General features: G+C 71.5%; 10 protein-coding genes. 4 read left to right on the top strand and 6 right to left on the bottom strand.

Annotated elements, in window-relative coordinates:
• Positions 1-26: 26 nt before the first annotated feature.
• On the bottom strand, positions 27-992 hold the full coding sequence (locus tag AB0N82_RS05735) for a LacI family DNA-binding transcriptional regulator (protein ID WP_363389165.1): 966 nt from the start codon (positions 990-992) through the stop codon (positions 27-29).
• A gap of 50 nt (positions 993-1,042) precedes the next feature.
• Here AB0N82_RS05735 and galT point away from each other — a divergent pair, with 50 nt between their 5' ends.
• The 3 genes from galT to AB0N82_RS05720 all read left to right on the top strand — a co-directional run bounded on the left by galT (position 1,043) and on the right by AB0N82_RS05720 (position 5,169).
• Complete coding sequence (gene galT, locus AB0N82_RS05730) at positions 1,043-2,218, top strand: galactose-1-phosphate uridylyltransferase (protein ID WP_363389162.1); 1,176 nt, start codon at positions 1,043-1,045, stop codon at positions 2,216-2,218.
• Entirely contained in the window at positions 2,215-3,378 is a 1,164-nt protein-coding gene (galK, locus tag AB0N82_RS05725; protein WP_315994467.1) for a galactokinase, read from the top strand. The genes galT and galK overlap by 4 nt, the downstream gene beginning before the upstream one ends.
• A 240-nt stretch (positions 3,379-3,618) precedes the next feature.
• Positions 3,619-5,169 (top strand): carboxylesterase family protein, encoded by a 1,551-nt coding sequence (locus tag AB0N82_RS05720; protein ID WP_363389158.1) that lies wholly within the window; start codon positions 3,619-3,621, stop codon positions 5,167-5,169.
• Positions 5,170-5,258: 89 nt separating this feature from the next.
• Here the strand turns inward: AB0N82_RS05720 and AB0N82_RS05715 are convergent, their stop codons facing one another.
• The 5 genes from AB0N82_RS05715 to AB0N82_RS05695 all read right to left on the bottom strand — a co-directional run bounded on the left by AB0N82_RS05715 (position 5,259) and on the right by AB0N82_RS05695 (position 14,021).
• Complete coding sequence (locus tag AB0N82_RS05715) at positions 5,259-6,242, bottom strand: LLM class F420-dependent oxidoreductase (RefSeq protein WP_315994465.1); 984 nt, start codon at positions 6,240-6,242, stop codon at positions 5,259-5,261.
• 146 nt (positions 6,243-6,388) lie between these two features.
• Positions 6,389-7,342 carry a site-specific DNA-methyltransferase gene (locus tag AB0N82_RS05710; RefSeq protein ID WP_315994464.1) on the bottom strand — a complete coding sequence of 318 codons (954 nt, stop codon included), beginning with the start codon at positions 7,340-7,342 and terminating at the stop codon, positions 6,389-6,391.
• Complete coding sequence (locus tag AB0N82_RS05705) at positions 7,339-8,388, bottom strand: biotin/lipoate A/B protein ligase family protein (protein WP_315994463.1); 1,050 nt, start codon at positions 8,386-8,388, stop codon at positions 7,339-7,341. Before AB0N82_RS05705 ends, AB0N82_RS05710 begins: the two co-directional genes overlap by 4 nt.
• Positions 8,389-8,397: 9 nt before the next feature.
• Complete coding sequence (locus AB0N82_RS05700) at positions 8,398-10,599, bottom strand: MMPL family transporter (RefSeq protein WP_363389153.1); 2,202 nt, start codon at positions 10,597-10,599, stop codon at positions 8,398-8,400.
• A 74-nt stretch (positions 10,600-10,673) separates the two neighbouring features.
• Positions 10,674-14,021, bottom strand: coding sequence for a family 16 glycoside hydrolase (locus AB0N82_RS05695; RefSeq protein ID WP_363389150.1), 3,348 nt, complete (start codon positions 14,019-14,021; stop codon positions 10,674-10,676).
• Positions 14,022-14,446: 425 nt separating this feature from the next.
• Between AB0N82_RS05695 and AB0N82_RS05690 the strand changes: the two genes are divergently transcribed.
• Positions 14,447-15,067: a hypothetical protein gene (locus AB0N82_RS05690; RefSeq protein WP_363389147.1), complete on the top strand. Its 621-nt coding sequence runs from the start codon at positions 14,447-14,449 to the stop codon at positions 15,065-15,067.
• The last annotated feature ends 4 nt before the right edge of the window (positions 15,068-15,071 follow it).

Raw genomic sequence — 15,071 nt, 5'->3', positions numbered from 1 at the left:
CCCGGGGCCCCCGACCCCGGGTCGCGTCAGGCCTGGGCGGTGCTCCGGCGCACGACCACCGACGCGGGAACCGTCTCGGCGATCGGCTCCCCTCCCTCGATCGCACCGACGAGCGCCGTGACGGCGCGCCGACCGAGGGCGTCGAAGTCTTGGCGCACCGTGGTCAGGGGTGGACGGAACTCGGCGGCATCCGCAATGTCGTCGAAGCCGACGACGGAGACGTCTTCGGGAACGCGCCGCCCCGCATCGGCGAGGGCCCGCAGCGCGCCGAGCGCCATCTGATCGTTGGCGACGAAGATCGCCGTCGCCTCGAGCAGGTGCGACACCGCCCGATGACCGGATGCCGAGGTCCAATCGCCGCGGACCGGCTCGGGGGTGACGAGCCCGGCGTCGGCGAGCGCGAAGCGCCACCCTCGTTCGCGCTCGGCCGCGGCGAACGAGCCGCGCGGCCCTCCGAGGTGGTGCACCGTGTCGTGGCCGAGCGCCAGCAGATGCGCGGTCGCGGCGCGGGCGCCGGCGGCGTGGTCGGTCTGCACGATGGAGAAACGCGCGTCGGGCGGCGAATCGACCACGACCACGTGGAGGTCGGCGGGCGGGTCGACGTCGCGGGCGAGCTCGGTCGCCTCGTTCAGCACCACCGCCCCGTCGACGCCCTGCGATCGCAGCCGCGCGAAGGCGTCGCGGATACCGCGCTCGCCCACCGTCACCACGGCGAGCGCATAGTCACGGGCGGCGGCGGCCTCGGAGATGGCCTGGAGCATGCGGGAGTTGCCGACGGATGCGAGGGTCGACACGACGAGACCGATGGTGGAGGTCTGACCCGTGCGCAACGCACGGGCGGCGCGGTGCATGCGGTACCCGAGGTCGGCCATCGCCTTCTCGACGCGGGCACGCGTGGCCGGGTCGACGCGGGGGCTGCCGTTGGCCACGCGCGACACGGTCTGCGCCGAGACTCCGGCCCTCTCGGCCACATCGGCCATGGATACGCGCATCACGCCCCCTCGATGTTGACGATATCACGGCCCGGATGTAGCGTGTTATCGTGAACACGGACAGCCTCACCGCGGAGCCCCTGGGCGCCGGCGTCGTCAAGCGGCCCACCCGCCTCGCCGACGGACGCGAGCTCATCTACTTCGACGACCCCGACACGACGCTCGGCGCCGAGCGCGCGGTCGACGCCCGCACCCTCGACCCGCGGCCGACGACGGCGACCATGCGCCAGGACGTGCTGACCGGCGACTGGATCACCGTGGCATCCAATCGGCAGAACCGAGCGTTCCTGCCCCCCGCCCACCTCGACCCGCTGTCTCCGCAGACGCCGACCAACCCGTCCGAGATCCCCTCGCTCTACGACGTCGCGGTCTTCGAGAACAAATCGCCCTCGTTCGGCCCGGCGCTCGATGCCGCCATCGGAGACGCCCCCGCCGCCGTCGACCCGCCGCGCGGCGACGACGACCTCGAGCACCTCGGCCTCGGCCGCACGCGCACCTCGGTCGGCCGGTGCGAGGTCGTGTGCTTCAGCCCCGCGCACGAGGGGTCGTTCGGCTCGCTCTCGCGCACCCGCGCCCGCACCGTCATCGAGGCATGGGCGGACCGCACCGCGGCGCTGTCGGCTCTGCCCGGCATCCGTCAGGTGTTCCCGTTCGAGAACCGCGGAGAGCAGATCGGGGTCACGCTCCCCCACCCGCACGGGCAGATCTACGCCTACCCGTACGTGACCCCGCGCACGCACCGCCTGCTCGACACGATCTCGCGCACCTCGATCGACCTGTTCGCGCGCATCCTGGAGTTCGAGCAGGGCGGCGAGCGCGTCGTGCTGCGCGGAGAGCACTGGACCGCGTTCGTCCCCTTCGCCGCGCGCTGGCCCATCGAGGTGCACGTGCTCCCGCACCGCCACGTCGCCGACCTCGCCGAGACGACCGACGCCGAGCGCGACGAGCTCGCCCCGTTCTACCTGCGACTGCTGCGCGGCATCGACGCGCTCTACGACACCCCCACCCCCTACATCGCCGCCTGGCATCAGGCGCCGGTCGGACGGGGCCGGGATGCCGTGCGCCTCAACCTGCAGATCACCTCCCCCCGTCGCGCCGCCGACAAGCTGAAGTACCTCGCCGGATCCGAGGCCGCCATGGGCGCCTGGATCGGCGACGTGACCCCCGAATCGCAGGCCGAGCGCCTGCGCGCCGCCCTCGACACCGTTCCGGAGGTGACGGTATGACCGCCGTCGACGACGCCCGCACCCTTCTCACCACCCTCACCGACGCCCCGGAGGCCGGGGTGTGGTCGGCTCCCGGTCGCGCCAACCTCATCGGCGAGCACACCGACTACAACGAGGGCTTCGTCTTCCCCTTCGCGATCGCGCAGCGCACCGCCGCGGCCGTCGCGGTACGCTCCGACGACGTCATCCGCGTGACCTCCACGTTCGCCCCCGACCCGGTGGAGGTCTCGCTCGCCGACCTCGACGCCCGGATCGCCGCCGGCGGCCTCGACTGGGCGGGCTACCCGCTGGGCGTGGCGTGGGCGCTGCGTCGGGAGGCCCCGGATGCCGTGCCGCGCGGTGTCGACATCGCCCTCGCCTCCGACGTGCCCGTGGGTGCCGGCCTGTCGTCGTCGGCCGCGATCGAGGGGGCCGTGGCATCCGCCCTCAACGATGTGTGGAACGCGGGTCTCGACAAGGTCGCGCTCGCCCGGGTGGGACGCACCGCCGAGAACGACGCCGTCGGCGCCCCCACCGGGATCATGGACCAGATGGCCTCGATGCTCGGCGTCGCCGACGCGGCAACCTTCCTCGACTGCCGCACGCTCGAGACGCGTCCCGTCGCGCTCGGCTTCTCCGACGCGGGCCTGGCGATCCTCGTGGTCGACACTCTCGTCGAGCACGCGCACTCCACGGGGGGCTACCGCGAGCGTCGCGAGGCGTGCGAGCGCGGGGCGGCCGCGTTCGGAGTCGACTCCCTGCGCGATCTCACGGTCGACGACCTGCCCCGCGCGGCGGAGATCCTCGACGACGTCACCTTCCGCCGGGTCCGCCACGTCGTGACCGAGAACCAGCGCGTGCTCGACACCGTCGCCGCCCTCGACGCCGACGGTCCCGCCGCGATCGGCGACCTGCTCGTCGCCTCGCACGCCTCGATGCGGGACGACTTCGAGATCTCGGTGCCCGAGCTCGATCTCGCGGTCGAGACGACGCTCGCTTCGGGTGCGCTCGGCGCGCGGATGACCGGCGGCGGCTTCGGCGGCGCGGCGATCGCGCTGATGCCCGTCGGCCTGATCCCGGTGGCGACGGATGCCGTGCGGGCCGCGTTCGCGGCATCCGGGTTCCGCGCCCCGAACGTGTTCACGGTGACCCCCTCGGAGGGTGCGCGCCGCGACGCGTGACGCGCGTCGCGCGGCGTGCTGTCTCGTGCGGCGCCTGGGCGCGGGGCTGCGTCGGCGTCGGTGGCCTCCGAAGTAAACGCTCCAGCGAGGGGGGGGAAACGCCGTGGCGCGGCGTTCCTCCCTCGGGCGTGCGTTTCCTCGGGGTGCCTGTGGCCGCGTGCCGCCGCCGGGCAGCCGGCCGCCCGGCGGCACCCCGCGCCGCACGGCACCCGTCGAGAAAGGGTCGTTTCCGGAGACCTCGTGCCGACCGACGGCGTGCTCCGCGGGGAGGACACCGCGAGGCATCTCGTCGGCGAGCGGGCCGGGCGGCAGGATGAGGGGGTGGATGCCGCTCCCCTCGTCGTGACGTCGAAAGGCCGTGTGCGCGGGTTCCGGCGAGGCGGCACCGCCGTGTTCCTCGGCATCCCGTTCGCGCAGGCTCCCGTGAAGGCGTTGCGCTTCGCCGCCCCCGTCGCCGTCGATCCCTGGGAGGGCGAACGCGACGCCACCGCCTACGGAGCGACCGCGCAGCGGGGCGACACGGGCATCACCCTCATCCCCGAGCCGAGCGTGCCGGGCGAGTCCACGCTGAACGTCAACGTCTTCGCCCCGTTCGAGGCGACCCCGGATACCGCCCTCCCGGTGCTCGTGTGGATCCACGGCGGCGGTTTCGTCTCGGGGTCGCCCGCGAGCCGGTGGTACGACGGCGACGCGTTCGCGCGCGACGGCGTCGTCACGGTGGTCGTGTCGTACCGGCTCGGTTTCGACGGATTCGGGCACATCGAGGGCGCGCCCGCGAATCGCGGGCTGCGCGATCAGATCGCCGCCCTCGAATGGGTGCGCGACGAGATCCGCGCGTTCGGCGGCGATCCCGCCCGCGTGACCGTCGCCGGGCAGTCGGCGGGCGGCGGTTCGGTGCTGGCCCTACTCGCGAGCCCCGCGGCATCCGGTCTGTTCGCCGGAGCGATGGCCCTCTCCCCCGCCCTGGGCGCCGTGGCCGCGCCCGCTGCCCGCCGCTTCGCCGAGCGGCTCGCGACCCTCGCCGGGGTGCGGCCCGATCGGGAGGGCCTTGCCGCGCTGCCCGAGGAGCTGTTGCTCGACCTGCAGCGACAGGCGCAGAAGCCCGAACGGCGGTTCTCGCGGGCGGGGCTGACGGCGCTGCTCGACGACGGGCTGCCGCTCGGACCCGTCGTCGACGGCGATCTGCTGCCCCGTTCGCCGCTCGACGCCCTCGCGGGGGGAGCGTCGGCCGGGATCCCCCTCGTGGTCGGCGCCACCGACGACGAGTTCACCATGCTCACCGCCCGCGCCCGCGGCGTGCTCGCTCTCGCGCCGGTGCCGCTCGTCCTCGCCGCGCTCGGTCTCGGGCGCTCGCGTCGGCGCGCCTACCTCGCGCGGTCACGGCGGCGCGGGGGCGCCGCGCGTCTCGGCGGCTACCTCTCGGACCGCGTCATCCGTTCGGTGGTGCTGCGCGCCGCGCGCGCTCGCGCGGGTGGCCCGGATGGCGCGGCGACCTGGGTGTACCGCTTCGCGTGGCCCTCGCCCTCGATCGGCTTCTCCTGCCACTGCCTCGATGTGCCGTTCTGGTTCGACCACCTCGACGCCGAGGGCGTGTCCGCCATCGCGGGCGACGCCCCTCCTCGCGACCTGGCGGCGCAGCTGCACGGTGCGGCGGTCGCCTTCGTGCGGCACGGCGACCCCGGTTGGCCCGCCTGGGATGCCACCGCCCGTCGGGCACGGGTGTTCGGCGCCCCGGCATCCACCGCCACGGTCGACCCCGACGCCTACCTGGACGTGGCCCCGCTGGTCTGACCCGCCGTCGCCGCGTGAGTCGCCAGGATTCGTCGCTCCCGGGCGGTCGAAGCGACGCATCTCCGCGACTCACGCCCTCTGCGGCCGGGTCAGAGGTGCGGGATCACCTCGCGCTCGAACAGCGAGATGCCGGAGGTGTCGTACGCGGCCTCGGGGAAGTAGTGGATCGCGTAGCCGAGGCCGTGGTCGGCGCGCTCGCGCAGGCGCTCGACGATCTGCTCCGGGGTGCCGAAACCGTCGGAGGAGCGGTAGTCGGCCTCGATGGCATCCGCCCGCTCGTCCCCCACGTGCGGGCGCAGACGCGCCACGACCGCGGCCAGGCGCTCGTCGGCCTCGGCCTCGGTCTCGGCGACGATCGTGTTGAAGTTCGTCGAGCGCGTGATCTCGCCCGCATCGCGACCGAGGGTCTCGCAGTGTCCGCTCAGCACCTCGGACTTGTGGTCGAACTCCTCAAGAGAGCCGCCGAAGTTCGTGTACGAGGCGTACTTCGCCGCGATCTTGAGGGTGACCTTCTCGCCGCCGCCGGCGATCCACAGCGGGATGCCGCCGGGCTGCAGCGGCTTCGGCTGCACGATCGCGCCGTCGACCTCGTAGTACTTCCCCGACAGGGTGGCTTCTCCTGTCGTCCACGCCTGATGCATGATCTCGACGCCCTCGCGGAGGCGCCCGAGACGCTCGGCGATGGGCGGGAAGCCGTAGCCGTACGCCTTCCACTCGTGCTCGTACCAGCCACCGCCGATACCCATCTCGGCGCGGCCTCCCGAGATCGCGTCGACGGTCGCCGCGACCTTCGCGAGGTAGGCCGGGTTGCGGTAGCCCATGCACGTGCACATCTGGCCGAGGCGCACGCGGTCGGTCGCCGCGGCGAAGGCGGCCATGAGCGTCCACGCCTCGTGCGTGGCCTCGGCGCTGGGGACGGGCGTGGTGTGGAAGTGGTCGTAGACCCACAGCGAGGCCCAGGGGCCGTCGTCGGCGCTCTGGGCGAGGGCGTTCATGACGCGCCAGTGGTCGGAGGGATCGATGCCGACGAGGTCGAAACGCCAGCCCTGGGGGACGAAGATGCCGAATTCCATGCGCTCACCCTAGGCGCGGGCGGCGACGTCGGGGTCGGCCGAGCCGGAACCCGGCGTGGCGGGCCGCGATGCGCGGGACGTCGGGGCGTGCGACGAGCGGAGGGCTTCGACGAGGCCGCGGCGCGTCAGCCCGAGGGTCCGGCGCGTCAGCCCGCGAACGGCTCCAGGCGCGTGTGCATGACGGACACGGCATCCGCGTTGTCGTCGATGAGCACGGCGTCACGACCGAGCGGAGCCGCGACCGCCCCGAGCGTGCCACTGCCGGCGAACATGTCGAGCACGCGGTCGCCGGGGCGGCTCGACGCCTGCACCATGCGCCGCAGCACGCCCTCGGGCTTCTGCGTGGGGTATCCCGTCTTCTCGCGGCCCGTGGTCGGCACGATCGTGTGCCACCAGACGTCTGTGGGCATCTTGCCGCGGGCGGCCTTCTCGGCGGTCACGAGGCCCGGGGCCATGTACGGCTCGCGGTCCACGGCATCCGAATCGAAGAAGTAGGTCGCGGGGTTCTTCACGTAGACGAGGATCGTCTCGTGCTTCGTGGGCCAGCGGCGCTTGGTCTTCGCGCCGTAGTCGTACGCCCAGATGAGCTCGTTGAGGAACTTGTCGCGCCCGAACAGCGCGTCGCACATCACCTTCGCGTAGTGCACCTCGCGGTAGTCGAGGTGCAGGTACAGCGTGCCGTCGTCGGCGAGCAGGCGCCACGCCTCGATGAGCCGCGGCTCGAGGAAGCCCCAGTAGTCGTCGAAGCGGTCGTCGTAGGTGCGCAGGTCACCGCGCAGGCGCGCGTACTCACGCCCGTGGAAGCCGCGCTGCACCACCGGCGGCGGGGGCGGTTCGTCTTCGGGGAACGTCAGCATGTTCGGATCGTCGACGGATGCCGCGGGCTCCGGCTCGGCGGCATCCTGAGGCTCTTCGACCGGCGCCGTCCAGGTCGCCGACTCGACCGCCTTCGAGCGGGTACGCCCCGTGTTGAAAGGAGGGTCGAGGTAGACGAGGGCGAACGAGCCGTCGGTGTAGGCCGGAGTGACGGTCAGGTTGTCGGCGTGGTGGATCTCGACGCGGCCGGGTTCGGGGGCGTCAGGCAGGGCGTCGATGCTCACGGGACGCGCTGCAGCCACGCGTCGGTGGCGAACTTCGTCTCGACCAGGGCCTCGGCCTCGGCGTACTCCTCGTCGGTGATGCGTCCCTCGGTCGCGCCGTAGAGCGTCGTGAAGGTCTGGATGAAGCGGTCGATGACCTGGTCCCGCGGCAGGCCGGTCTGACTGCGCAGGGGGTCGACGCGCTTGGCCGCCGACACGGTGCCCTTGTCGCTGAGCTTCTCGCGGCCGATGCGCAGCACCTCGGTGAGCACCTGGCCGTCCATGTCGTAGCTGAGCGTCGCGTGGTGCAGCACGCCGCCGTTGGCGAGGCGCTTCTGCGCGGCGCCGCCGATCTTGCCGTGGGGACCGGCGATGTCGTTCAGCGGCTGGTACACCGCGTCGATGCCGAGCGAACGCAGCGCCTGCAGCACCCAGTCGTCGAGGAAGGCGTACGAGTCGGCGAAGGTCATGCCGGCCACGAGGGATGCCGGGACGTACAGCGAGTACGTCACGATCGAGTTCGCGGCCATGAGCATGGCACCGCCGCCCGAGATGCGGCGCACGACGTCGAAGCCGTGCTTCTCGGCGCCCTCGGGGTCGACCTCGTTGCGCAGCGACTGGAACGAGCCGATCACGACGGCGTTCTCGTTCCACTCCCACAGGCGCAGCGTGGGCTTGCGGAGCCCCGCGCCCACGCGGGCGGTCAGCACCTCGTCGAGCGCGAGGTTCATGCGCGGCGACACCGGAGCGTCGTGCACGACCTCCCACTCGAAGTCGGCCCAGCCGGGAGCCGTCACGAGCGCGCGGCGGATGGCCGTGGCGACCGACTCGGGCGTGAAGCCGAGCAGCTGCGCACCCTCGGGCAGGGCGGCGCGGATGGCCGCCGCGATCGTGGGCACGTCGGACTCGACGGGCAGGCCGTTCACGGCCGCGTCGATGTCGTCCAGGGCGTCGTCGGGCTCGAGGAAGAAGTCGCCCGCGAGGTGGAAGCCGTGGATGCGGCCCTCGCGCTCCTCGAGGTCGACGACGACCAGCTTTCCCCCCGGGACCTTGTACTCGCCGTGCATGCGTCCAGCCTACGACCGCACCGGCTCACCCCGATCGTGCACGTGCTCGGCGCCGGGCCGGACGACGGGGACGGATGCCGTGTCGTCGGACGACGACCGCCGGGCCGACCGCCCGCCGGGCCACCAGTTCGCGCGACCGAGGAGGGTCATGAGAGCCGGAAGCAGCAGCCCGCGTACGAGTGTGACGTCGAGGATCACGGCCACCACCATCCCGATGCCGATCTCCTTCATCGCCACGAGCCCGCCGAAGGCGAAGCCGAGGAACACGATGCAGATCGCCGCAGCAGCGAGGGTCACGACCGGCCCGGTGCGGCCGATGCCGTGGCGGACGGCCTCGGCGTTGGCGACGCGGGGGTCGGCGGCGCGATCCCGCGAGCGCCAGCGTTCGGTGATGCGCGCGAGCAGGAACACCTCGTAGTCCATGGTCAGACCGAACGCCAGCAGACCGATGAGCAGAGGGGTCGTGACATCGAGCGCGCCGGTGGGCGCGAAGCCGAGTACCGGTGCGCCCCAGCCCCAGCCGAAGACAGCGGTCAAGACCCCGAGGGTCGAGGCCACGGTGAGCGCGGCGAGCACGAGCGCCTTCACCGGGATCACCACCGACCGGGTGAGCGCGAACAGCAGCCCGAAGCTCGCCGCAGCGACGACGAGGGCAGCCCACGGCAGCCGATCGAGGAGGTGGTCGCGGGAGTCGATCAACGCCGCGGCGGGGCCGGTCACGGCGAGCGGCACCGTGGCATCGATCGCCCGCACGGCCTCGACGAGGCGCTGCGCGGCGGGTCCTGTCGCGGTGTCGCCGACGGGGGTGAATGCGACCGCCGTCACCTCCGGGGGCAGGCCCTGCACCAGGTCGGCGTCGGCGACCTCGGGCAAGGCGGCGATCCGGTCGAGGACACCCGTGACCTCGGCCTGCTGCACCGCCCCCTCGAGCACCACCGTGACGGGCTCGACGCCGATCCCGGTGAACCCGGTCGTGCTGGCCTCGTACGCGCGGCGCTCTTCGGCGGAGGCGGGGAGGGAGCGGATGTCGGAGTCGTCGAGGGAGAGGGATGCCACGGGCGCGGCGAGCGCGAGGAGGATCGCTGTCGCGGCCAGGGCGACGACCGTCGGGCGGCGTTGCGCCAGCGCGGTCGATCGTGCGAGCAGGCTCGCGCGCGGTGCGCGCGGTCGACCGGCCCACGGCCGTGCCCAGGTGCGCTGCCCCGCCGCGGGGAGCGCCTGGAGCGCGAGCGAAAGGCAGGCGGGGACGAGGGTGAGTCCCGCGAGGGTCGCGAACCCGACGACCACCGCGCCACCGAGGGCCATGCCGGAGAGCAGGGGGTCACCGAGCACGAGGATGCCGATGAGGGCGATGCCCACCGCGAGCCCCGAGACGAGCACGGCCCGTCCCGCGCCGGCGAGGGTGCGGCCGACGAGATCGTCGACCGCGGCATCCGGATTTCCAGCGCGCTCATCGCGCAGACGGAGAACGATGAGGAGGCTGTAGTCCACCGCGAGCCCGAGCCCGAGGATCGTGACGACGTTGACCGCGAACTCGTTCACATCGGTGACGCGGGCGACACCGCCGAGGACCGCGAGGGTCGGCGCGATCGCGGCGAGAGCGGCGACCACGGGGACGAGGGCGATGCGGATCGAGCCGAGCGCGACCGTGAGCAGGACGATGAGGAGGATGACCGCGATGCCCTCACCGAGGGCGGCGTCGGTGGTGGCGCGGTCGACGAACGCCTGCTCCGCCAGCAGCGGGCCTCCCACGAGCACCTCGGGTACGGCGATCGCATGCAGGAGAGCAGAGACCTCGGATGCCGTGGCGACCGCCGCCTCCCCGGTGAGAGCGCGATCGAGCTCGACCACGATCAGCGACGAGCGGCCGTCGTCGCCGATGGCGCCGCCCGCTGTGTAGGCGTCGGTCACGTCGACGACGCCGGGGACGGCGCGGATCGCCCCCACGACCGCGGTCGCGCTGTCGCGCACCGTCGGGGAGAAGAAGTCCTCTCCGCGCAGGACGGCGGTGACGAGTTCACCCTCGGGGTCGAGGGCGTCGAGACGCTCGCTCGCGCGGAGCGACTCGCTTCCCGCGGGGGCGTCGGCGACCGAGACGGTGCGGTCGAACACATCGCCGGCCAGCGTCGCGCCCATGACGACCAGAAGGGCCCACGCGGCGACGACGAGGAGGCGATGGCGGCTGACGCGGCGGCCGAGGCGGGAGAGCATCACTCTGCTTTCGGGAGAAGGGGGAGCGCCCTCGGTGGCGGACACGGAGTCCGCCACCGAGGGTGCCGGGGGGATCAGCCGCAGCTCTTGGCCGCGAAGGCGGCCGTCGCCGAGCCGATGCGACCGTCGCCGGTCGCGCTGACGGTCGTCTCTCCGGCGGGGACCGCGGCCAGACGCGTCGTGAAGGTGTGGAACACCGTCGCCCCGGGCTGCACGCCCGTCACGACCTTCTCGCCCCACGCCGTCTTCAGCGTCACGTCGACAGGCACCGTGTCGGTGTTCGTCGCGCGAGCGGTGACCGACGCCTTCTTGGCGACGCACTTGACTTCGGCCGACGCCGTCACCGCGAGGGGCGCCGGCTCGTCGATGTCCTTCACCCGGACGTTGCGGTAGGACACCGCTTCGCCCCCGCCGTGGTTCTGCAGGCCGACGAAGCCCTGCGACAGATCGCGAGCGGGATCCGTGCTGGTGAAGTCGTTCACGAGCGTGCCGTTGAGGAAGATCTGGATGTTCTTCCCCTTCACGACGATCTCGTACGCGTTCCACTGACCGACCGGCTTGAGCGAGGCCTCGACGGCCGCGGCATCCGCACCCTGGAAGGTGTAGATCGCGCCGGTGGTGCGGTCGGCGGCGTCGGTCGCGTCGATCTGGATCTCGTAGCCCTGGTTGACCGCGACCCACGGGTCGTTCTTCGGGTCGGGGAACCCGACGAAGACGCCGCCGTTGTGGTCGGCGATGAGCTTCCAGTCGAGCTTCAGGCGGTACTCCGTCAGCTTCTCGGCTGTGTACCAGAGCAGGCCCAGACCGCCCTGACCGCGGATGCTGCAGTCGTCCTGGCGCCCGAATCCGCCCGGGCCGGCCATGCGCCACCCGGCTTCGAGGCTGGCGAGGGTGCCGTCGAAGAGCGAGCGGTAGCCGTCCTCCACCTGTGCCGGAGCGCAGCGGTCGATGGTGCCGATCGAGAGCACGTCGACGTTGATGTTGCCCTTGTTGCCTGTGTCGAACCTCAGCGCGATGGTGTTCGCGCCGGCCACGAGGGGCATGTCGCGCGTGGCAGTCGCCCACGTCTTCCAGTCACCCGTCGAGGGGAAGTCCCATTTGCCGAGGTTCTGGCCGTTGACGTAGAGGTTCACGTCCTTCGTCCCCGGCGCCGGGTTCGGGCCGTTGGAGTAGCGGACGTTGACGGGAACGGTGCCCGCGGTCTCGGCGGAGACCGTGAACTCGAACGCGGAACCCGCCTGCCACATGCCGCCCGCGAAACCCGCCCCCGAGTAGCCGCTGTGCTCGTTGTCGAACTTGGCGCCGCCGATCAGACGCGCCTCCTCGGCTTCGTACCAGCCCTCATCGGCGGGAGAGACGTAGCCCGGCAGCGAGTTCACCGTGTACCAGGCCTCGGTGCTCCAGAGTTTCTGGCCGTCCTCGGCGGCGAAAGGCTGCGGCGAGCGCACGTGCACGACGCGTCCCTCCTTGAGCCCGTCGAACGAAAGCGTCACCGTCTTCCGGTCTTCGGATGCCCTGGCACCGGTGAGCGAGAGGATCTCCTCATCGATCTTGGGGCCGCCGTAGGTCGAAGTGGGCAGGTAGCGCCACTGCTCGGCCGTGTACGCGGAGGCGAGGTTCGCGACCGTCTCGTCGGAGAGGGGCTGGGTGTACTCGATCTCGAACCCGCCCTCGACGACCTTCATGGACGTCATGTCGAAGGTGCTGCGCTGTGCCTTCGGGACGAGCTTCTGCAGCCCGTAGGTGAGCTTGCCCGCCTCGCCCCAGTTGCCGCCCTCACCGGTTCCGCCGATGTACAGCGACTTGTCCGGGCCCTCGATGACGCGGTTGACGCCCACCTCGAAGCCCGCGGAGTGGCGGAACACCGCGCCTTGGAACTCTCCGTCGACCTTCTCGAGGAAGGCGCGCTGCAGACCGCCGTAGGTCACATCGCCGAACATCATCTGACCTGCGAAGGGCCCGTCCTTCAGCATGATGGGCGTGCTGGGCGAGTTGCCGATCTCGTTCTGCGGGATCCACACCACGGGAGGGGTCACGGGGTTCTGATCGAAGGGGCCCGCGGGGTTCGTGTAGTGGTTGAAGAAGCGGTCCTGCTTGATGTTGACGAGCTTGTTCGCGGGGAGCCAGGCGCCCTGATTGTCCATTGCGAAGAGCTCGCCCTCGGGACCGAAGGCCACGCCGTTCGGGGTGCGCAGACCGCCCGCGACATAGCTGATGGCGCCGGTGGCCCTATCGATCTTCACCGAGGTGCCGCGGTTCCTCGCCGGCTGCGGATCGGTCGTGGCGCCGCCGTTGTCGATCGCGACGGAGAGGTTGACGTAGAAGTTCTGCTCGTCGTGGATCAGGCCGAAGGCGAACTCGTGAAAGTTGTTGCCCGAGGGGTATTCGGCGACCTTCCGCTTCGTCTCGTAGGAGCCGTCGCCGTCGCCGTCGCTGAGTTCGGAGAGCTGGTAGCGCTCGGACACGTAGATCTTGTCGTCGATCACGTCGATGCCCATGGGGTTGAGCAGGCCGTCGGCCGCCTCGACGACCGTGACGTCCTCGGGACCGTCGGCTTGCTGCGCGCCCTTGAGCACGTAGACCTTGCCGGGGGTCGAGGTGTCCCAGCCCCCGGAGTTGACGGATCCGGTGGTCAGCACCGCGAGGTCGCCGTCACCGAGGAACGCCAGACCGGAGACCTTCGGGGTGAACCCCTCGGGCCGCAGGTCGACGAGCGTGTAATCGGGATTGACCGCGTCGAGGCGCAGGCCGTCGCCCGCGGAATCGCTGCTGCCTTCGCAATACTTGGTGCCGGGGGCCGTCACGCGCACGACGCCGGCTTCGGTGCTGAGCACGCTCTCGGGGACGACGGTGAAGGCCGTGTCTCCGGGCGTCTTCCACTCGAGCGTGAGCTGCTGACCGTTGGTCGCCTCGAACATCTCCACGAAGAGGTCGTGCACGCCCACGTCGAGTGTCGCGGTCGCCTCCACCGACTCGGCGCCGTGCAAGCCGTCGTTGTCGATGAGCAGGGTTCCGTCGAGCGTGAGGCGCGAGCCGTCGTCGCTCGTGAGGCGGAAGGTGTAGTCACCCGGCCGATCGACCGTGAGATTGGCCAACGCGTGGGTGATGAAGTTGTCCGCAGCGCCGAACTGCTCGTCGGTGAGCCAGTCGATCGACGACATCTTCTTGTCGACGTTGGGGGTCTGGCCCGACTTGAGCGTGCAGAGCTCGCCCAGCGGCGGGGTGATGTAGGTGCGCAGGGTGACACCCGGTTCTTGCAGGGGGAGGTCCGCCGGCGTGTTGACGGCGGGGGCGACGGCGGCACTGGCGGGCAGGATCGCTCCTGTTGCCACGAGTGCTCCGCCCAGGAGACCGGCCGCGAGGGTCCTCGCGACGCGGGTGCTGCGCCGGCGGGGGCCGGTCGATACAGCGGGTACGGGCATCATTGCTCCTTCGGATCGTCGTCGGAGGGCGACGACGACCGCTCAGATCGCACGGGTCATCCTCGACGGTGGTCATCGTAGGAGCCTTATGCCGGCACGTCTACAAAACTTGACAGATTTGTGTTCTAAAATGCTGACAGGTTTCCCGACAGCGCAACCCGGGGCGTATCGATCAGGACGCATCGGAGGATAATCGCCCGAGAATTCGCGCCTTCACGGTCCTCCTGAGATTGTTCTCTCGCTCGACACCTTTTGCTTGACGCTGACAGAAGAGCGCACTACTGTCGCATCGACCCCGCCGAACCGAGTCGTGACAGCGTCGCCACGAGACTCTCCTGGGCTTCCCGCGACGTGCCCGATCGCGCACCTCACCCGCCGGCGACTGCCGACGATCCACCGCTGCGCGGTGTCAGAACGGAGTACTCATGACCTCTCTCTCGCGTGGCGGGCTCTCGGCCCGCATCGGCGTCGCCGCGCTCGGCATCGGCATCCTCGCCGTCGCCGGGGGCGGCACCGCTTTCGCCGCCGGAGAAGACACCGTCGACGTCCAGGTCGACATCGCCCCCGACGCGGAGCCCGGGGTGCTCGCCCTCACCGTCGCGAACGGCAGCACCTCGCTCACGGAGGGCCCGTCGTCGGGAACGCACCGTACCTTCGCCGGCACCCTCCCCACCGTGACGGTCACCGACACCCGCGAGCCCGAAGACGTCGACCCCGACTCCTACTGGTACGTCATGGGAGCCATCACCGACTTCACCGGCGACGCGGACCAGCCCGACATCGTCGCGGCCGACGCGTTCGGGTGGTTCCCCAAGATCCTCTCCGGCAACCCCGGCGGCGGCACGCAGCTCGTCGCCGAAGGCGACCCCGTCGCCCCCGGTACGGGCGGCTTCGTCGACGCCGAGCTGCTCTCGATCGCCGACCGCTCACAGGCCGCCGCAGGCGGCTCGTACTCCGCCAGTGCAGACCTGCTGTTGAAGACACCGTCGACCGTCGCCCCGGGCGCGTACGCGGCCACCATCACCCTGACGCTGCTCGAGGAGTGAGGCC

Origin of the sequence: Microbacterium sp. NPDC089186, from assembly GCF_040685115.1 — a bacterium.
In the GTDB taxonomy this organism is placed as follows: domain Bacteria; phylum Actinomycetota; class Actinomycetes; order Actinomycetales; family Microbacteriaceae; genus Microbacterium; species Microbacterium galbum.
The sequence above is the reverse complement of the archived record's forward strand: the minus strand, read 5'-3'. Positions and strand labels throughout refer to the sequence as shown.